Annotated in this window: 13 protein-coding genes; 2 read left to right on the top strand and 11 right to left on the bottom strand. The window is 64.8% G+C overall.

From position 1 onward, the window contains the following. Positions 1–24: 24 nt before the first annotated feature. The 11 genes from addA to DBIPINDM_RS14750 form a co-directional block, all read right to left on the bottom strand. Positions 25–3,537, bottom strand: coding sequence for a double-strand break repair helicase AddA (gene addA, locus DBIPINDM_RS14800; protein WP_258587947.1), 3,513 nt, complete (start codon positions 3,535–3,537; stop codon positions 25–27). Then, positions 3,534–6,668 (bottom strand): double-strand break repair protein AddB, encoded by a 3,135-nt coding sequence (gene addB, locus DBIPINDM_RS14795; protein ID WP_258587946.1) that lies wholly within the window; start codon positions 6,666–6,668, stop codon positions 3,534–3,536. Before addB ends, addA begins: the two co-directional genes overlap by 4 nt. Then, the gene (locus tag DBIPINDM_RS14790; protein WP_258587945.1) at positions 6,665–7,411 is read right to left on the bottom strand and encodes a nucleotidyltransferase family protein; all 747 of its coding nucleotides are present in this window, start codon (positions 7,409–7,411) and stop codon (positions 6,665–6,667) included. The genes addB and DBIPINDM_RS14790 overlap by 4 nt, the downstream gene beginning before the upstream one ends. Then, positions 7,408–8,919: a tRNA (adenosine(37)-N6)-threonylcarbamoyltransferase complex ATPase subunit type 1 TsaE gene (gene tsaE / locus DBIPINDM_RS14785; RefSeq protein ID WP_258587944.1), complete on the bottom strand. Its 1,512-nt coding sequence runs from the start codon at positions 8,917–8,919 to the stop codon at positions 7,408–7,410. Before tsaE ends, DBIPINDM_RS14790 begins: the two co-directional genes overlap by 4 nt. 8 nt (positions 8,920–8,927) lie before the next feature. Continuing rightward, positions 8,928–11,483, bottom strand: coding sequence for a sensor histidine kinase (locus DBIPINDM_RS14780; RefSeq protein ID WP_258587943.1), 2,556 nt, complete (start codon positions 11,481–11,483; stop codon positions 8,928–8,930). Between the two features lie 199 nt (positions 11,484–11,682). Further along, a complete protein-coding gene (gene ahcY / locus DBIPINDM_RS14775) occupies positions 11,683–13,083 on the bottom strand; it encodes an adenosylhomocysteinase (protein ID WP_027040652.1) in 1,401 nt (466 codons plus the stop codon). 181 nt (positions 13,084–13,264) lie between these two features. After that, positions 13,265–13,576 carry an HPr family phosphocarrier protein gene (locus DBIPINDM_RS14770; RefSeq protein WP_258587942.1) on the bottom strand — a complete coding sequence of 104 codons (312 nt, stop codon included), beginning with the start codon at positions 13,574–13,576 and terminating at the stop codon, positions 13,265–13,267. Continuing rightward, complete coding sequence (locus DBIPINDM_RS14765; protein ID WP_010912939.1) at positions 13,573–13,974, bottom strand: PTS sugar transporter subunit IIA; 402 nt, start codon at positions 13,972–13,974, stop codon at positions 13,573–13,575. Before DBIPINDM_RS14765 ends, DBIPINDM_RS14770 begins: the two co-directional genes overlap by 4 nt. A 164-nt stretch (positions 13,975–14,138) precedes the next feature. Further along, positions 14,139–14,600 (bottom strand): HPr kinase/phosphorylase, encoded by a 462-nt coding sequence (locus tag DBIPINDM_RS14760; RefSeq protein WP_258587941.1) that lies wholly within the window; start codon positions 14,598–14,600, stop codon positions 14,139–14,141. Between the two features lie 84 nt (positions 14,601–14,684). Beyond that, entirely contained in the window at positions 14,685–16,469 is a 1,785-nt protein-coding gene (locus DBIPINDM_RS14755) for a sensor histidine kinase (protein WP_318036938.1), read from the bottom strand. A gap of 144 nt (positions 16,470–16,613) precedes the next feature. Next, on the bottom strand, positions 16,614–17,315 hold the full coding sequence (locus DBIPINDM_RS14750) for a response regulator transcription factor (protein WP_010912942.1): 702 nt from the start codon (positions 17,313–17,315) through the stop codon (positions 16,614–16,616). Between the two features lie 343 nt (positions 17,316–17,658). Here DBIPINDM_RS14750 and DBIPINDM_RS14745 point away from each other — a divergent pair, with 343 nt between their 5' ends. Next, the gene (locus DBIPINDM_RS14745; protein ID WP_258587940.1) at positions 17,659–19,269 is read left to right on the top strand and encodes a phosphoenolpyruvate carboxykinase; all 1,611 of its coding nucleotides are present in this window, start codon (positions 17,659–17,661) and stop codon (positions 19,267–19,269) included. A gap of 81 nt (positions 19,270–19,350) precedes the next feature. After that, the gene (gene arfB / locus DBIPINDM_RS14740; RefSeq protein ID WP_258587939.1) at positions 19,351–19,788 is read left to right on the top strand and encodes an alternative ribosome rescue aminoacyl-tRNA hydrolase ArfB; all 438 of its coding nucleotides are present in this window, start codon (positions 19,351–19,353) and stop codon (positions 19,786–19,788) included. Positions 19,789–19,805 lie beyond the last annotated feature (17 nt).

The raw sequence follows: 19,805 nt of genomic DNA, 5'->3' as shown, positions 1-19,805 counted from the left end.
GCCCTTCTTCAAGCAGGTCTTGTGTCACGCTCCTGTGAGTCGGGCAAGGGCGTCATCCATAGCGCTGGCCGGCAGTTCGATCAGCCGTGGCGCTTCGGTGAACAGCAAGGCCGCCTTGACCTCGCGCCCGGGATAAAGCGGCTGCAGCAGGGCGCGATAGAGCGCCAGTTGCAGCAGATAGGCCGGTGGAACCTCGGCCAGCGAGGCCGGCGCCGGCCGGTTGGTCTTGTAATCGACGATCGAGACCGTGTCCGCTGTCACCGCCAGCCGGTCGATCTTGCCGGAAATGGAACGCTTTTTTCCTCGGACCTCCAGGCTACCCATGATCGCCACTTCGGCGCGCGACGATGGCGCGAACAGTTGGCCGAGGCGTGGGTCGGCAAGGATGGTGATGACCGATGCCAGAGCCTTTTCCCGTTCAGACGAGGACCATTCTGCACCGACCCGCGCAAGGTAGCGCTCCGCTGCGCCAGGGCGCTCATCCTCGGCAATGCCAGGCAACATCTGCAGCAATTTGTGCAGGGCGAGCCCGCGCAGCACGGCGAAGCCAGGCTCGGCGTCGGCGTCCAGCACCGGCGAGGCCTTGTCGACCACGGCTTCCTTACCTTCCTCGATCAGCGCCGAGGCACCGGATGGCGACAGCGGACGCGGCAAGTCCTCGTAAGGCGGCAAGGGCCGGAACAGGGTCACCGGCAACGGCTCGAAAGCATCGGCCTGCCGCGCCTGTTCACTGACGCCTGGCGCGACCGGGGGCAGGTTGGTGACATGGAAACGATGCACCGGGTCGCCGCCGGCGGGGTGCGGACGCTGTTCGCTCTCGGGCGCACCGATCAGCGCACGGCTGACGATCGAATGCCAGGTGCCGGTGTTCGGCGCCCGCTTGCCGTGATAGCCGCAGACGATCAGCCGGTCCTCGGCACGGGTCATGCCGACATAGAGCAGCCGGCGGTATTCGTCGTCGGCGAGTTCCCGTGCACGCGCGGCCGCCGCTTTCGAAAAGCCGTTGGCGACATCGCTGGCCGAGCGCCAGAGATAGCCCTTGCCGTCAAAGTTGCGGCCCGAGCCGCCGAAGGGCATCAGGCGCGGCAGATGCTGGTCGCTGAATGGGGCGGAGCCGCCATCGACCAGGAACACCACCGGCGCCTCCAGCCCCTTGGCGGCGTGCACGGTCATGACGCGCACCTCGTCACGCGTCTGGTCCATCTCACGCTTGATCTCGGGGCCGGCGTTCTCCAGCGTCGACAGGAAAGCTTCCAGTCCGGGCAGGCCGGTCCGTTCCTCGGCAAGGCAGAAGCTCAGGAACTCATCGAGAATATCGCCGGCTTCCGGACCGAGCCGCGCGATCATTTTTCGGCGCACGCCATCGCGAGCCAGCAGGCCAGCATAGAACTCGAACACCGGCTTGAAGGCGGCCTCATTAGACCAGAGATCAAGCTGGGCGACGACCTTTGCGAGGGCTTCGCTTTCGCCGGCGCGCTGGCGCAGCGAAGCGGCCAGCGACACGCCGGGCGATCGCTGCGCGGCGAGCGTGAACAGCGTCTCCTCAGGCAGGTCGAAGATCGGGCTGCGCAGCACGGCGGCGAGCGACAGATCGTCCTGTGGCTGGATCAGCAGATGGCCGAGCGCGATCAGGTCCTTGACCGCGATATGGCCCGGCAAGCTCAGCCGGTCGGCGCCAGCGACCGGGATGTCGCGGCGCTTGAGGGCTCGCGTCAGCGCATGGACAAAACTGTCGCGCTTGCGCACCAGCACCAGAACATCGCCTGGCCGCAGCCGCTTGCCTCGGCCTTCGATGATTTCGCCCTTGCCGATCCAGCCGGCAATGGTCGCCGCCACATTCTCGGCAACGCGCACCGCCGGCGCGTGAGCATGGTCGATCGCCTGCGTCCAGTCGTCGGGCTCATCGACCACATCGGCGCCGATCGATGGCCAAACTTCGACATAGCCCGGCGCATCGGTGCGGATCGCCTTGTGGCTCAGCGGGTCGGGATCATGGCTGATGCCCCGCCGTACGATCGGATCGGCAAAGACGCGGTCGACGGCGGCCAGCACGTCGTCGGTCGAGCGGAACGACCAGGTCAGCTTGAGGTCGGCGAAGGACGCTTCGGCATCGCGCACCCGTCCCGCGAACAGCAGCCGGCTGTCGGCGAACGAGTCCGGGGCAGCCCCCTGGAAGGAGTAGATCGACTGCTTTTCGTCGCCGACGGCAAACACCGTGCGGTGGACCCGGTCGCGCGCGCCGAAGCCGGCAAAGAATTCCTCCGCCAGCCGCTTCACCACCTCCCATTGATCCGGGCTGGTGTCCTGCGCCTCATCGAGCAGGATGTGGTCGATGCCTTGGTCGAGCTTGTACTGCACCCAGGGGCCGGCATCGGGCCGTGCCAGAAGGTTGACGGTGCGGGTGATCAAATCGTTGAAGTCGAGAAAGCCGCGGCTGCGCTTCAGCACTTCGTAGCGGGCGATCAGCCAGTCGGCGATGGTCAGCGCCGCGCGGGTGCCTTCCAGCATGCGGAACAGCGCCAGCCGGTCGACGGTTTCGATGATGGCGCTGGATGCCGAGAGATAGCGCTCGGCCAGATCGGGCAGGCGATCGGTCAGGGCTTTCTTGAAGGCCTTTGACGGATCGTAGGGATCGCCATCGGTCTTCAGGAAGGCTCTGGCGAGCAGTTGCAGCCGGCGAACGGGATCGCTCTCTGCAAAAGCCTGACGCGCATAGGGCAGGATGTTGTTCAACACCGATCTGGCGTCGGTGGCTTCGGCGGCTTGAGCGAAGCCGACGAAATAGTCCGGCAGGAAGCCGGGCAGCGGCCACACCGATGCCGCCAGCCCTTCAGCGGTCTGGCCGGGGCGGAAATGGAATTCATCGAATAGTGGCTGGAATCCGTCAAGCCCGACCGCATCGAGGAACTGGCGCAGCCCGTCGCGCTTGCGCACGATCTCGCTAAGCAAGGCGTCGAGACCGGCCTCGCCGCCACGTTCCAGCACGGTGGCGAAGGCGTCGGCAAGATCCGCGTTGCCGGCAGCCGTGCCGGAAATCATCTCGCGGCGCGCTGCGGCGAACAGCGAGGCCTCCATCTGGCCGTCGAGCATCTCGAAATGGGCCGGGATGTTGGCCTCCAGCGGGAACTGGTGGAGCACGGATTCGCAGAAGGCGTGGATGGTCTGGATCTTCAGCCCGCCAGGCGTTTCCAGCGCCTCGGCGAACAGACGTCGCGCCCGGCGCATGGTGTCACGGTCGGGCCGCCGTCCTTCCAGCGCCTCGATCTTCGCGGCCAGCTCGGCGTCACCGAGGACCGTCCAGTCCGACAGCGTGGAAAAGACCCGGTTCGACATGTTGGCGGCGGCGGCGCGCGTATAGGTCAGGCACAGGATTTTCGACGGGTCGGTGCCGTTGAGCAGCAGCCGGATGACGCGCTGGGCCAGCACATGGGTCTTGCCCGAGCCCGCATTGGCCGACACCCAGGCGGAATTCTGGGGATCGGCGGCACGGGCCTGGCTGGTCGCGGTATCGCTCGGGATGGGATAGGCCTTCTTCATGCCTCCCCTCCCTCGTCACCGGCATCGCCGCCCGCGGACCATTCGAGCACACGGGCGAGATGGTCGTAGTCGCCGTCGGTCTCGCCTTCGCGAAACGGCAGAGCGCGCGACAGATAGCCGGTCGCCGGGTCGCCATAGTGGATCAAAAGCTTTTCCAGCCGCGCCCAGGCTTCTTCGGCAAGATCGGCGGCGGTCCTTGGCTGGCGGTTGTGTTCAAGGATGGACTCTTCGAACACTTCGCCATTCGGCTTCAGCCTGATGAAGGCCAGCTGCGACGGTTCGCGCGCGCCCAAATCCTTGAACGCGCCACGCCGCAGCAGTGCGCCTTCCAGCGCCAGTTGTGGCGTCAGCAGCGTGTGCGCCTGCGCCTTGGAGGGCGAAGAACCGGTCTTGTAGTCCAAAATATCGGCCATGCCGCCGGCCAGCAGATCAACGCGGTCGGCATAACCGGACAGCGTGACGCCGGACTGTCCGACGGTGGTCTTCCCCGCGCGCTCCTCGGCATGTCGGCGAACCACCGCATCGGCGCGCGTGCGCTCCCACTCGATGATGTTGGCGGCGAGCTTTTCGAAGCGCGGCCACCACACCGCCTCGACATCGGCCGGAAGGGCGGCCTCGGCAAAACAGGCGCGGCCGGCGGCAATGAGGCTGGTCAGCGCATCGGGCGCGCGCGGATCGGCCACGCGGCTGGAGAACAGATGCAGGATGGCGTGGAAAAGCGTGCCGCGCTCGGCGGCACCGGGATCGCGGATGACCGGGTCGAGTGGCATCAGGCCGAGGATTCTTCGCGCATAGACGGCGTAGGGATCACGACGCAACGTCTCGATCTCGGTGACCGAGAAATGCGTTGGGCGCACTGAAAGCGGCGGCTTCGGTTGCGGCCGCGGCGCGAAATCCTGCTTTGGACCGGTATCGAGCGCGCGTGCCCAGGCAAGCAGCTCGTCGCCGCGCCGGCGCAAGGTTGCCGCATGGTCATTGCCGATGAAGGTCAAGAGGCGCTGCAGCCAGCGCGATGGCACGGCCGGTGCGTCGCCGGAACGCGCCGAGCGGGCCAGCACCACATGTCTCGCGCCCATGGCCATCTGGAAATCATGCGCGGCAAGGCCGATGCGCCGTTCGGGCGGTTCGAGATCGATGCCGGTCTTCATCAGCCGCGACATGAAGCGGTCGCTCTCCGGCTTGCGCGGCCAGACACCTTCGTTGAGGCCGCCGATGACCAGCGTGTCGACATCCTGCAACCGCGCTTCCAGCGCACCCCAGATGGCGATGTTCCTGTCGGTGCCTTGCGCCGGCTTGACCGTCTCGGGCGCGACCAGCGCGTCCATCACATCGGGCCATTCGCCGGCGGCAAACGACAGCGGCGCCGATGCCGCGACCAGCCCGCGCAACAAGTCGGCGAGCTTTTCGCCGGCGTCGCCGGCATAGAGGTCGCCCAGGCCGCCATCGGCGGAACGGCCGAGATTTTCCAGGGCCATGACGCTGGCTTCGACCAGTGCGGCAAGATCGGCATCCGCCTGGCTGCGAAAGGCCGAAAGCGGCGCCAGCGCTTCTGCCAGGCGTGCAAGAAGGTTCCGCGAATCCTCTATTGAACGTACGGTCAGCCGGGAAAACCAGAAGGGCGGCCGGCTGTCATCGCCCAGTCCGGTGAGACGGTTTTCGAACAATTCCGGCAGCGAAACGATGTCGGGGCGGCCGGTGCCGCCGCGCAGTGCCACCAGTTCGACCAGTTCCGCCGCGTGGCGCACAGCGGCGCGTTCGAGGCCGAGGCCGAGCAGCGGATGCTTGAGCAGCGACAAAAGGCCGACCGGATCGCCCGGCCGGAACACCGCTTCCAGCGCCAGTCGGAGCAGACTGGCCGCTGGGCTGTTGGCGAGCGGCGTGCCGCCGGAATCGTCGGCGACGACGCCGAAGCGCTGGAGTTCGACCGAGACACGGCGCGCCAGCGCCCGGTCGCCGGTAACGAGAGCCGCCCTTTGGCCGGGCTGTTCGACGGCCTGCTTCAGCGCGACCGCAATGGCGACCGCTTCGTCGCGTTCGCTGGCTGCCTCGAGCAGCGTCACGTCGGCGAAGGCGCCGGCAATGTCGGACGCCGAAAACCCGTTGCGCGTCTCGGCCCATAGCTCAGTTGTTTCGGCCGGCCGCAGCGCTTCGCCGACAAGGGCGGCGCGTAGCGCCAGCCGCGGTTCGGCCACGCCGATCTCCTCGACATCTGAGCGCAGCACGCCGATCTTGCCGATCAGCCTGGCCAGGCCATATTGCGGGTGGCCAAGCACGGCCGGCCGCGCGCCGGGTGCGACGAGCGCCTGGAAAGACGCTTCGTCCAGCGTCCGGTCGAGCCCGGGCAGCACGATGGCGCCGCCGGGCAAGCGGGCGATCGCCGCAAGCAGTTCAGCCGTCGCCGGTATCGAACCGGTCGATCCCGCGGCGATGACCGGTCCGGCCGGCGGGTTGCGCCGCAGCCGCTCCGCCTCGAAGCGGATCAGCGCGCTGCGATGCGCGGCCGGATTGGAGCGGTCGCTCTCGCTCAGGAATTTCGGCCAGGCATCGGTGACGATGCCGAGGAATTCGAGCGTCACCTGCCACCATCCGGCAAGGCTGCCGGTCACCAGGTCCTTGAGCTTTGCCCAGTCGGTGCCTTCCGTCTCGATCTCATTCATCAGCCCGGCAAGATCGCGCGCCAGCCAGATCGCGTCGGCGGTGGAAGCGGGGATAACGATTTCCTCCGCGAAAAGCTTCACCACATGTTCCGGCAGCCGGCGTTTCCACGCCCGCACCAGCGGCGTCAGCAGCAACAGGCGTTCGGTTGCCGAGATCGGCGGCGCGAGATCGATTGCCGCCGATGGTTCGGCGTCGAACGCGGCCTCGTCCTCATCGAACTCGCCGAGCGGACGGATGACCGGCAGGATCGCCGAACCGCCACCGCCGCGTGCTTTCAAGCTGTCGACGAAGACACCGCGCAAAGCACGCGCGGCGCGGCGCGTCGGCACATAGATGGTGACATCGGCCAGAGCGAGCGGGTCGCCGTCGAACCGAAATCCCGGAACCAGCCGGCCGGCAAGCAGCGCCTCGGCCAGCGTCGGCAGAAACGGCGCTCCGGAAGGAATCGAGAAAACGCGGCTCGAGCCGCTCATTGCATCTCGGCTAACGCGCCGGCGACCGCTGCTTCCGCCTGCGGAATGGCATCGGGCGTGCCGACGGTGATCCAATGGCCGTGCATCGGCATGCCGAACAGGCGGCCGGCGGCAATGGCTTTGTCGAAATAGGCGTTGAGCGAATGCGGTTCGGCCGATGCGTCCGCGAACAGGCGCGGATGGATGATCGCCGCGCCGGCATAGATCAGCCCAGCGGGATCGCCTTTCGAACGCCGCAGGGCACCGTCCGGCGCCACCAGGAAATCGGTGCTGCCACAGTGTCCTGTCGCCTGATGGAGATCCGCCAGCATCAGCAGAATATCCATTTTCGCGGCGTCCCATGCAAGGGCGAGGCGGCCAAGATTGAGCGGACCGTGGTCGATCCAGAACGTGTCGGCATTGAGGATGTAGAAGGGCTGCTCGCCCAGTTCCGGCAGCGCCTTGACGATGCCGCCGGCCGAATCGAGCAGCCGGTCGCTCTCATCGGAAATGATGATGTGGGGCAGATGGCGCGCGGCGACATGGGCGACGATCTGTTCTGGCAGATAGTGGACGTTGACCACGGCCTTGGCGACGCCAGCGGCGGCGAGGCTGTCGAGTCCCCAGTCGAGCAACGTCTTGCCGGCGATCCTGACCAGCGGCTTGGGGATGGTGTCGGTGATCGGCCGCATGCGCTTGCCGAGCCCGGCGGCGAGTACGATTGCAGTTTTGGGCACGATGGCAGTGTCCGGTCTTGCTGTCACAGCGTTCGTTCCTCAAGCAAGCCATGCGCGTGATAGAAATCCCGCAGGCTGGCGAGCGCTGGGTGGGACAGCGCCCGGCGCAGATAGTCGCGGATGCGCGGCAGGTGCTTCAGATAATAAGGTTTGCCATCGCGCTTTTCGAGCCGCACGAAAATGCCGAGGATCTTGGAATTGCGCTGTGCGGCCATGATTGCATAGGCTTCCAGGAAACCCGCTTCGTCGAAGGCACCCGCTGCATGGCGCGCCGCGACATAGGCTTCGAGCGTCCGCTTTTCGATTTCGGGCGATAGGGTGACGCGGGCATCCATGGCCAGTGAAGCCACGTCATAGGCTGAAGGCCCGATCAGCGCATCCTGGAAATCGACGATGCCCAGCCGGTCATGGCCGGCGCGGTCGCGACGCCAGATGATGTTGGGCGAATGGAAGTCGCGCAGCATCAGCGTGTATTCGCTGCCATGCAGCCGGTCGAAAAGCGCATTCCATTCCCTGGCGTAGCCAGTGCGCAGATCGTCGCTGGCCGGGTCGCCCGATATCGCCGGCACATACCAGTCGACCAGCAGATCGGCTTCGATCATCATCGCGTCGCGGTCGAAGGGCGGCACCTCGTGGAAGCTGCCTGGTCCGGCTTGCAGGCGCCGTGGCCAGGTCCGGCCATGCATCATGGCCAGCAGTTCGGCAGCGGCGGCGTAGCGTTCCGCTATGGGCTCGCCGTCCTTGCCGAGAAATCCTTCAGCACCGAGATGTTCGATGAGCAGGAAGCCCTGGTCCTGGTCCTCGGCATGGATTTCCGGAACGCTGACGCCGCCGGCCTTCAAGGCGCGGTCAATGGCGACGAAGGCGGAGACCGACTGGGCGGTGTGCGCGATCACGGCATAGGGTTTGCCGTCGCGCACAGGGGGGCCGAGCAGCAGCCGCGGCGAGTTCATCAGCACGCGCGGCTCGTGGCCGGCGAGCGTGACGATCTCATAGGAGCGGGCCGAGGCGTCGCCGATGAAATGGCGCCGCCGCGCTTCGCCCCAGCCAGCATCTTCCAGAAAACCGCGCATGGCCAGCGATCGCGCTGCGCGGTCGAAGGTCGCCCCTTGCCCGGACACTCGCGCCAGCCGGCCCTCGCCATGTTGGACGAGTTCGATCGAAAGCGTTGTCTTAGGCAGATAGCCTTCGGCCCGCTCGGGCCATTCGACCAGGGCAGCACCTTGCGTCAGCGCTTCGTCGAAGCCGAGCTCGTCGAGCTCGCTTGCCGAGGACAAGCGGTAGAGATCGAAATGATGGACCGGGATGCGCGTGTCGTAGCTCTGCACCAAAGTGAAGGTCGGGCTTGGCACGTCGAGGCTGGTGTCGTCCGCCAGCGTCCGGATCAGGGCCCGTGCGAGAGTGGACTTGCCGGCGCCGAGATCGCCCTTGAGCGCCAGCACGTCGCCGGCACGCAATGCCAGCGCCAGGTCTTCACCCAATCGCGCTGTCTGTGTCTCGTCGATGAGCAACCGCTCCAGCACCAGGCCCGTCATCGAGCGCGCTACTCGGCCGCGGCGCGGATGCCCGGCATGTCGGGGAAGGTGCAGATGACGGTCGTGCCCTTGTCCTTGCCGGTTTCGATGCGAACGTGGCCGCCATGCAGTTCGACAAAGCTTTTGACGATCGACAGACCGAGGCCGGCACCTCGCCGGCGTCCGCCATTTGTACGCGGTTCGAAGCGGCGGAACACCGAATCCAGAACATCCGGCGGCATGCCGGGACCGTCGTCATGCACCGAGAATTCCACCCCATCCGCCAGATGGCGGCAGGCGAGACGGATGGTGCTGGCTTCCGGCGCGTAGTTGGCGGCGTTGCTGAGCAGATTGTAGAGGATCTGGCGGATGCGGATTTCGTCGCCGTGGAACGTCTTCGGCGCAGCAGCGGCATCGACCTCGAGCCGGATCGAATGCTCCTGCAGCCGGTCGGCAACCAGTTCTGCAGCCGCCGCGATGGTGCGGTCGACATGCACCTCGGAAATGTCGAGCTGCATGATGCCGGCGTCGACTGTCGCAAGGTCGAGTATGTCGTTGACGATGGTCAGCAGGACCGAGGAGGACGAGCTGACATGCTCGACATACTCGCGCTGCTTTTGATTCAGCGGGCCGGTCGTCGGCACGGAAAGCAGTTCGGTGAAGCCGATGATGTTGGTCAGCGGCGAACGCAGTTCGTAGGACACGTGCTGGACGAAGTCGTTCTTGAGCTGGTCTGATTTTTCCAGCGCCTCGTTCTTGTCCTTCAGCGCGCGTTCGACATTCACGCTGTCGGTGACGTCGACGAAGGTCATCATCACTTGCCCGTTGGGCAGTGGAATCACGGCGTAACGCAGCACGGTGCCGTTGTTGAGCTCGCTCTGGCCATGGCGTTCGCGGCGCTCGTCGTCGAAACCGGTGATGGCGGCGACGAAGCCGGGCCAGGGGCTGTCGACCGCCTGGCGGTCGCAAAGGTCGCGTATGGTGGAGACGTGCACATTGGGCTTGGCGGCGTCGCCACTCAATCCCCAGAGCGTGGCAAAGGCCGGGTTCGACAGGCGGAGCCGACCATCGGGACCGAACACCGCCACGCCTTCGGCGAGATTGTCGAGCGTCTCGCCCTGGACCCGCACCGCTGTGCGATAGCGGCTTTCCAGGTCCATCTTCTCGGTCAGGTTCTCGAACACCCAGGTGACGCCGCCCTTGGGCTGCGGGTTGGCGACGACGCGGATGGTCTTGCCGTCAGGCAGATGCCACCAATGTTCCTGCGATTCGACCGCGCGGTAGGCGCCGAGCAGGCCTTCCTTCCAGCGGCGCCATTCGGGCTGCTCGGCGATCTTGCCTTCGCTGCGCAGCCGGTCGAGCAAAAGCGCGTTGTCAGGCGCGCTGTGCAGGAAGCCGCTGTCCAGCCCCCACAGTTTCTGGAAGGCCTGGTTGAAGAAGCGCAGCTTCTCGTCGGTGTCGAAGATGGCGACGGCGGTGTTGAGCTGGTCGAGCGTGTCGGCGTGGCTGCGCACCGTCCGCTCATATTCGCCGCGAATGGTCTCGATGGCGCTGGTGTCGCAGGCAAGGCCGGCTGAACCGTCGGCACCGGCGAAGTCGGTCACCGCGAAGACGCGGCGGTCGCCTTCGATCACCGTGGAGAGCGACTGCTCGAAGACCGGATGTGATTTGTGCTGGGCGCCGATCGCCTCGCGCGCCTGGCCGCCAAGAAACTCCTTGGCGTCGCGAACGGCGGCTTCGGCACTCTCGGCTTCGACCGCGTCGGCATAGGCCCGGTTGACCCATTTCAGGCGTCCGTGCTCGTCGCGCAGCCATGCCGGCATCTTCAGCGCCTCGAGCAGGCCGATCATCGTGTCATGGTCGGCGGCCAGCCGCTGGTTGTCGATCTTCAGCCGGGCCTGGCTGCGCTGTGTCTCGGAAAGCGAGACAAACCGCACCAGGATGTGCGCGGCGCTCTTGCGGCCATGCACTTCGAGCGGAGCGCCGGCCTGCGATTCGATGACCAGGTCGAACGGCCTCGCCTTTTCGCGCAAGCCCGCGATGGCATGCTCGAGCGCCGCCGCCGAGCGCGGCATCAGCCAACGGCCGAAGGCAAGGAAAGCCGCCCGCTCCTCTGGTGCGCCGCTTTCGACCGGCAATGTGCCGATGAGTTCGGGTTTCTTGTTTTCCGAGGCCCAGACGACCACACGCTGGTCGCGCAGATTGAGCAGCGCTTCCGAACGGCGCAGTGCTGCGTTGACGTCGGCTACGCGGCTTCTCAGTTCGACATTCTCCGCCGAGGTGCGGGCCCGTTCGCGGATGAGAACGATGGCCGACAGAAATGCCGCGCCGGTCACACCGACGAACACGGCAAGCTGCATGACTTCGACCGTGTTGATCGACAGCCCGGCGGTGGCCACGGCGGCGTTCTCGGCATGCGCGACAGCGCTGGCCAACGGACCGGCCAGCGCGGAGCTGGCCAGGAAAACGCCCGCGCGGGCACGCCAGGAAAGGCGCCCGCCCTGGGTGGCCGAGCTTACAGTCCCCGAATCGTCATGGCCGCCGGAAACGGCCGATCCCGCTCCGTGCGGGTTTTGCCCCGGCATGTCTTGGTCCTCTCCGCCGCCTGAATGCAAGACCGCCCTGAAACGCGCCTCTCTGATCCCCTCTCGGGCCGGAAGCGTCGCGAATCACGTGACAATAAACCCTCGCCGAATCGCCGTGAAGGCTGATCGCGCGCAAAAATAAAGCCGGGCGAAAAGTCAATCGCCCGGCGTCAATATCTGGTAGTAAAATTAGCTTTGGTTAATAGCGGTAGTGTTCCGGCTTGAACGGACCCTGCGGCGTGACGCCGATATAGGCGGCCTGCTCACCCGACAATTCGGTCAGGCGGGCGCCGAGCTTGTCGAGGTGCAGGCGCGCGACCTTCTCGTCGAGATGCTTGGGCAGGACATAGACCTGGTTCTGGTACTGCTCGCCCTTGCTGAACAGTTCGATCTGGGCCAGCACCTGGTTGGTGAAGGAGGCCGACATGACGAAGCTCGGATGGCCGGTGGCGTTGCCGAGATTGAGCAGGCGGCCTTCCGACAAGAGGATCATCCGCTTGCCGTCCGGGAAGGTGATCATGTCGACCTGCGGCTTGACGTTGGTCCATTTCAGATTGCGCAGCGACGCCACCTGGATCTCGTTGTCGAAGTGGCCGATATTGCCGACGATCACCATGTCCTTCATCGACCGCATATGGTCGAGGGTGACGACATCCTTGTTGCCGGTGGTGGTGATGACGATGTCGGCGGTCGGAGCCGCATCTTCCAGCGTGACGACCTCAAAGCCGTCCATCGCCGCCTGCAGGGCGCAGATCGGGTCGACCTCGGTGACCTTAACGCGGGCACCGGCACCCTTGAGCGAGGCCGACGAGCCCTTGCCGACGTCACCATAACCGCAGACGACCGCGACCTTGCCGGCCATCATCGTGTCGGTGCCGCGACGGATGCCGTCGACCAGCGATTCCTTGCAGCCATACTTGTTGTCGAACTTCGACTTGGTGACCGAGTCGTTGACGTTGATGGCGGGGAAGGGCAGCAGCCCCTTCTTCTGCAACTGATAGAGCCGGTTGACGCCGGTGGTCGTCTCTTCGGTGACGCCGCGGATCGCGGCCTTCTGCTTGGTGAAGAAGCCGGGCGAAGCCTTCAGGCGCTTCTTGACCTGAGCATAGAAATATTCCTCTTCCTCGCTCTGCGGGTTGGACAGCACGTCCTCGCCGGCCTCGGCGCGGGCGCCGATCAGGATGTACATGGTGGCGTCGCCGCCATCATCGAGGATCATGTTGGAGAGGCCGCCGTCGGTCCACTGGAAGATCCGGTCGGTGTAGTCCCAGTACTGTTCGAGGCTCTCACCCTTGACGGCGAAGACCGGAATGCCGGCTTCGGCGATCGCCGCGGCGGCATGGTCCTGGGTCGAGAAGATGTTGCAGGAGGCCCAGCGGATGTCGGCGCCGAGCGCCTTCAGCGTCTCGATCAGCACCGCGGTCTGGATGGTCATGTGCAGCGAGCCGGTGATGCGCGCGCCCTTCAGCGGCTTCTTGGCGCCGAATTCCTCGCGGCAGGCCATCAGGCCCGGCATTTCGGTTTCGGCGATATCGAGTTCCTTGCGGCCCCAGCCGGCAAGCGAGATGTCGGCGACCACATAATCCTTGCTACCCGTCATGGCAGTGCTCCGATGCGAATTGTTATGCTGCGAATTGGTTGCGGATGCGCCCGCGCCGGTCGGCGCGTCGAAGGGCGCGAATTGCCGGCCTGACTAGCAGATCGGCATCGAGACGACAATGGGATATAAAGAAATCTTTATCCCTGCATGTCTCTCGGACATGATTGGGCGGTGTACGGGATCAGCATTCCTCGCCGAAGCGCGACGCTACAAGCTGCTCAAGCGCGTCCATGACTTCGAGTGCTTCCGGCCCGCTGGCGGTGACGCGGATCGAATAGCCGGGGCTGGCGGCAAGCATCATCAGGCCCATGATCGACGTGCCGCCGACCTTGACGCCGTCCTTCTCGACATGGACCGCGGCGTTGAAGCCACTGGCGAGCTGGACGAATTTGGCCGAGGCGCGCGCATGCAGGCCGCGCTGGTTGACGATCGGAAACTCCCTGGTGATCGGATCTTTGGCGATCTGGTCTCTTTCCGGGGATAGCGCGTTCATTTGCTGCTCAGAAGCTGGCTGGCGACATTGATGTATTTGCGGCCGGCGGCCTGCGCCTCGTCGAGAGCCGCTGCCATGTTGTCGCCCTTGCGGATCGAGGACAGCTTGATCAGCATCGGCAGGTTCATGCCGGCGATCACTTCTGTGCGGCCGGACTCCATCACCGAGATGGCGAGGTTCGACGGCGTGCCGCCGAACATGTCGGTCAGCACGATGACGCCCGCTCCGGTATCGACACGGGCGACGGCGTCGACGATGTCGCGGCGACGCTGTTCCATATCGTCGTCGGCACCGATCGCCACGGTTTCGAAATTGTCTTGTGGCCCGACGACATGTTCGACGGCATGTCGGAACTCGGTGGCCAGTTGACCGTGCGTTACAAGCACGAGTCCGATCATTCTTTGGTGGCTCCCGTCATCGCCGCTTCACAGGCGCATTTTATGCTCGCCAGCCATTCCAGGCGGCGGGAGCGCTATCTTGTCGACGCGCGGCCCGTTGACAAGCCCAAAATTGCGCCGGCCCATGCCATTTTGACGCATTGCAGCAAAAAACCCGGGGCGGATCATAGAAAAGGCGGGATCGACAGCCGCGCCATCACGGCAGGCAGGGCTGTGGCGGCGTTACGCTCGGCAAGGTCGATACGCGGCACTGGGCAGCCTGCGACCGGCTCGCTGATTTCCTCCTGGAAACGGGCCATCTCTGCCTTTGGCACCAGCCTCACATGCAGGTCGATCACTCCGCCCGGCTCGAACGGCAGCGGGCGCGGCATGAACCCAGGCACTTCGGCGAGACCGGCGATGGTCGCCGGCACGCGACAGACCAGCCGCCCGGCGCGAGCCGCGGCAAGCAGCCTGTCGTCGCCGATCAGCCGCGAGAACAGCCCGCGCGCGCGGCAATGGTCCAGGAGTGTCAGCGCCAGCGTCGTCTTGCCGGCGCCGGACGGCCCGGTGATAAGGACGCCGCGCTCGCCGATCAGGATCGCGGTTCCGTGAATGTTTTCTGGCGGCGCAACTGGATCAGGCACGATCTTGCCCGATCATGTTTTTGGACATGATCTCTGGACGAACGGAACCGTTCGTCCGAGAAAACCGGTGTCCACTTTTCGGGATCATGCTTCGGCGGGCAGCGTCACGACGAAGCGCGCGCCCTTGATCTCGCCGGGCTTGGTGCCGGGAATGTTCTCGGCGGTCAGCGTGCCGCCATGGGCCTCGACGATCTGCCTGGAGATCGACAGGCCAAGCCCCGAATTCTGGCCGAACGCCTCGCCGGCTGGCCGGTCGGTGTAGAAGCGTTCGAAGATGCGGTCGATGTTGTCGGCGCGGATGCCTGGACCATTGTCGTCGACGGTGAGGATATTGAACTTGCCGGCGCGCGCCAGCGACAGGCTGATATGGCCATGGTCCTCGGGAACGAAGGAGCGCGCATTCTCGATCAAATTGGTGACGACCTGGCCGATGCGCAGATCATGGCCGACAACGATATAGCCTTTGACGCCCTGCGGCAGCTTGGCGACCTTGAGTTCGATCTCAACCGCCTTCTTGTTGCGCGTGGCCTCGCGCGACACGGCGACGAGGTCGGTGATGAATTTCTTCAGGTCCACCGTCCCGGCATCCTCACGCGCGAGTTCGGCGTCGAGACGGGAGGCGTCGGAGATGTCGGTGATCAGCCGGTCCAGCCGCCGGACGTCATGCTGGATGATGTCCATCAGCCGGCTGCGCGAATTGTCGTTCTTGGCCAGCGGCAAGGTTTCCACCGCGCTGCGCAGTGACGTCAGCGGGTTCTTCAATTCATGTGAAACATCGGCGGCGAAGCTCTCGATCGCCTCGATACGGGCATAGAGCGCGTTGGTCATGTCACGCACGGCGATTGACAGATTGCCGATCTCGTCCTGGCGGTCGGAAAAGTCGGGGATCTCCTCGCGATTCTTGACGCCGCGCCTGACCCGCACCGCCGCCGCCGACAGCCGGCGCAGCGGATTGGCGATGGTCGAGGCCAGAAGCATCGACAGGATGGCGGTGACGAGTGCCGCGATGCCGAACACGCGCAGGATCGCCTTGCGCTCGGCGGCGACGATCTTGTCGATGTCACCGCCTTCGGTCGACAGCATCAAGACGCCGAGAACGGCGCGGAAGCGCTGGATCGGCACCGCCACCGAGACGATCTGCTCGCCCTGTTCCGAGACCCGCACGATGGTCGACGGGCTGCCGGTCAGCGCCTTGACCACTTCCGGGAAGGCGGCACCGTTGCCGCCCGGCTGCTCGTGATAGACCGGCAGGTCGGTGTTGCGGAAGAAGTCGAAGATGAACTTCTGGACGCGCTCGACAAGGTCGGGCTGTTCCTCCTCCACCGGCGGCAGATCGTAGCGCAGGATCTGGCCGCGCGAATAGAGATGGCGCGAATCGAGCAGCAGATTGGCGTCGCGGTCATAGATGCGGGCGCGCGTCCGGGTCGGCGAGATCAGCCGCCGCAGCACCGGCGCGACACGTTCGGGATTGATCGGAAAGTCGAGATTGTCGAGCTGGTCCGAGCCCGGTCCAAGGCTTTCGCCGGCCTGCAGCTCAAGCAGCTTTTCCGGGTCGATGCTGATCGAGTCCGTCTCGACCGTCGCCGATGCGGCGATCGCGCCGGCGATGATCTCGCCCTGCGTCATCAGGCTTTCGACGCGGGCATCGATCAGCCCGTCGCGGAAGGTGTTGAGGTAGAGGATGCCGGTGACCAGCACGGCCAGGCCGGCAAGGTTGAGGAACAGGATGCGCCGCGTCAGGCTGGAAAAGATGTGATGGCCAAGGAAGCGGCGCATCGGCACCGTGATTTTCGACACGAAGGACGGCATGATGCGCGACGGCCGCCTGGCGGCGCCCGTCGGTCTTGTTCGCTGTGCTTCCACTGCCATCGAATAGCAGGCCCTGCTTCGTAATTAGTGAGTAGTGAGTAGGCAGTAGGGAATAGAGAAATTGGTTGGCTGAGATCGCGGCGATGCGGCCGCTTGCACCATTCAAAACGGACTACTGACTATTCCCTACTGCCTACTACCTATTCACGCTTCGCGGAACCGGTATCCGACTCCGTAAAGGGTTTCGATCATCTCGAAGTCGTCGTCGACAGCCTTGAACTTCTTGCGCAGCCGCTTGATGTGGCTGTCGATCGTGCGGTCATCGACATAGACCTGTTCATCATAGGCCGAATCCATCAGCGCATCACGGCTTTTTACGACACCGGGGCGCTGCGCCAGCGAATGCAGGATCAGGAATTCGGTGACGGTGAGCGTCACCGGTTCGCCCTTCCAGGTGCAGGTGTGGCGTTCCTGGTCCATGACGAGCTGGCCGCGCTCGAGCGAGCGGGCCTGCTGGCTGGGCGCCTTTGCCGCAGCCTCGCGGGCACTGGCACGGCGCAGCACGGCGCGCACCCGCTCGACCAGCAGACGCTGCGAGAACGGTTTGCGGATGAAATCGTCGGCGCCCATCTTGAGGCCGAACAATTCATCGATCTCGTCGTCCTTGGAGGTCAGGAAGATCACCGGCAGGTCGGACTTCTGGCGCATCCGGCGCAAGAGCTCCATGCCATCCATGCGCGGCATCTTGATGTCGAGGATGGCAAGATTTGGCGGACGTGCCGCCAGGCCTTCCAGCGCGGACGCACCATCCGTGTAGGTCTCGACGCGATATCCCTCGGATTCGAGGGCGATCGACACCGACGTCAGAATGTTGCGGTCGTCATCGACAAGCGCGATTGTTGCCATTTCAAGCGGCTCCCTCATGAGCTGTCCCTTCTTTCGTAGAGAAGGGGCTTTTGCAGGACAAATTAGGTACAAAATGTGGCATAGGCCTTGTCCGCTGTCACGCGCGGGGTGCCGCAGGCCACAATCCTACCTCGACATGGATTGGACGAACGAACAGCGCCAATCCTTTGGGCAACCGTGAAACTTTTCGCATATATAAACGATTTAAACAACTTTCAAAATATTTAAATCGATTAATGATTTGATATCATTTGGCTTTTCTGGTTTTGACCATCTCAGCCCGGACAGCGGGTGTGCCGGAAAGACGCCGGCAAAGATGCGGAAAATCGTAGAAGGGACACCAATGTCGGAAGTCGGCAAACGCAATCCTGCTTGCCCGATCGATCGTATCGGCCTGAAAACCACCGGTACGGTGCGCTACAATTTCGGTGCGGCCGCCCTTTACGAGGACTCGATCCGGCGCGGCGAGGCCCGACTGACCGCACATGGCGCGCTGGTGGCCGAGACCGGCCAGCACACCGGCCGTTCGCCCAAGGACAAGTTCGTCGTTCGCGACGCCGCCACAGAGGCGCATGTCTGGTGGGACAACAACAAGGCGATCTCGCCGGCGCAGTTCGAGACGCTGTTCGCCGATTTCCTTGCCCACGCCGCGGACAAGGATCTCTATGTGCAGGACCTGGTCGGCGGTGCCGATGCGGAGCTGAAATTGCCCACCCGGGTGATCACTGAATTTGCCTGGCACTCGCTGTTCATCCGCAATCTGCTGATCCGTCCGAACAAAGCTGAACTCGAAGAGTTCGTGCCGGAGATGACAATCATCGACCTGCCGTCCTTCCGCGCCGACCCCACCCGTCACGGCAGCCGCACCGTAACGGTGATCGCCGTCGATCTCACCCGCAAGATCGTGCTGATCGGGGGCACCTCTTATGCCGGCGAGATGAAGAAGTCGGTGTTCACCATGCTCAACTATCTCCTGCCGCAGAAGGGCGTGATGCCGATGCATTGCTCGGCCAATGAGGGGCCGGCCGGTGACGCCGCCGTCTTCTTCGGGCTTTCCGGAACCGGCAAGACGACGCTGTCGGCCGATCCGTCGCGCACGCTGATCGGCGACGACGAACATGGCTGGGGTCCGCATGGCATCTTCAATTTCGAAGGCGGCTGCTACGCCAAGACGATCAAGCTGTCGGCCGAAGCCGAGCCGGAGATCTTCGCCACCACGCAGCGCTTCGGCACCGTGCTGGAAAATGTCGTGCTCGACGCGGACGGCGTGCCGGACTTCAATGATGGCCGCCTCACGGAAAACACCCGCTGCGCCTACCCGCTCGACTTCATCCCCAATGCCTCGAAGACCGGGCGCGCCAATCATCCGAAAAACATCATCATGCTGACCGCCGACGCCTTCGGTGTGATGCCGCCGATCGCGCGGCTGACCCCGGCGCAGGCGATGTATCATTTCCTCTCCGGCTACACGGCCAAGGTGGCCGGAACCGAAAAGGGCGTCACCGAGCCCGAAGCGACGTTCTCGACCTGTTTTGGCGCTCCCTTCATGCCGCGTCATCCGTCGGAATACGGCAATCTGCTGCGCGAACTTATCGCCAGCCAAGGCGCCGATTGCTGGCTGGTCAACACCGGCTGGACCGGCGGCGCCTACGGCACCGGCAAGCGCATGCCGATCAAGGCGACGCGCGCTTTGCTTGCCGCCGCACTCGACGGCTCGCTGAAGAACGGCGAATTCCGCACCGATGCCAATTTCGGGTTCCAAGTGCCGGTGGCCGTGCCAGGCGTCGACAGCGCCATTCTCGATCCGCGCTCGACCTGGGCCGACAAGCCTGCCTATGACCGGCAGGCGGCAAGACTGGTCGGCATGTTCGCCGTCAACTTCGAGAAATTCGAGCCGCATGTCGATGCAACAGTCATGGGCGCGGCGCCCCGCATGCAGGAAGCGGCGGAGTAGTCGTCACGTCGCTCAGCACCGTTGAAGGCCCGGTTTCGATCGGGCCTTTTCTTTTTTCCGCTGCCGCGCCATGACTGCGGCATGCCGATCGACGACAACATCATCATATCAGGCGAAGCCGTGATCCACCCGGGCGACCTGCACGAGGATTTCATCCGCTCGTCCGGTCCCGGCGGCCAGAACGTCAACAAGGTGGCGACAGCCGTGCAACTGCGCTTCGACGCGGCCAACGCGGCCGGCCTGTCGGAACGCGTGCGCGCGCGCACGATCAAGCTTGCCGGCCAGCGCGCCACCAAGGACGGCGTCATCGTCATCGAAGCCGGGCGCTTCCGCACCCAGGAGCAGAACCGGGCGGACGCCCGGGCAAGGCTGACAGCACTGGTCGCCAAGGCCGCCGAGCCGCCACCGCCGCCACGCAAGAAGACGCGGCCGTCGAAAGGCGCGGTGGAGCGGCGGCTGAAGGGCAAGGCTGGACGCGGCACGATCAAGAAGTTGCGCGGCCGGGTGGAGAACGATTAAGCACCACACCAGGTGCG

The sequence above is a fragment of the Mesorhizobium sp. AR02 genome (assembly GCF_024746835.1).
Classification (GTDB): domain Bacteria; phylum Pseudomonadota; class Alphaproteobacteria; order Rhizobiales; family Rhizobiaceae; genus Mesorhizobium.
The sequence above is the reverse complement of the archived record's forward strand: the minus strand, read 5'-3'. Positions and strand labels throughout refer to the sequence as shown.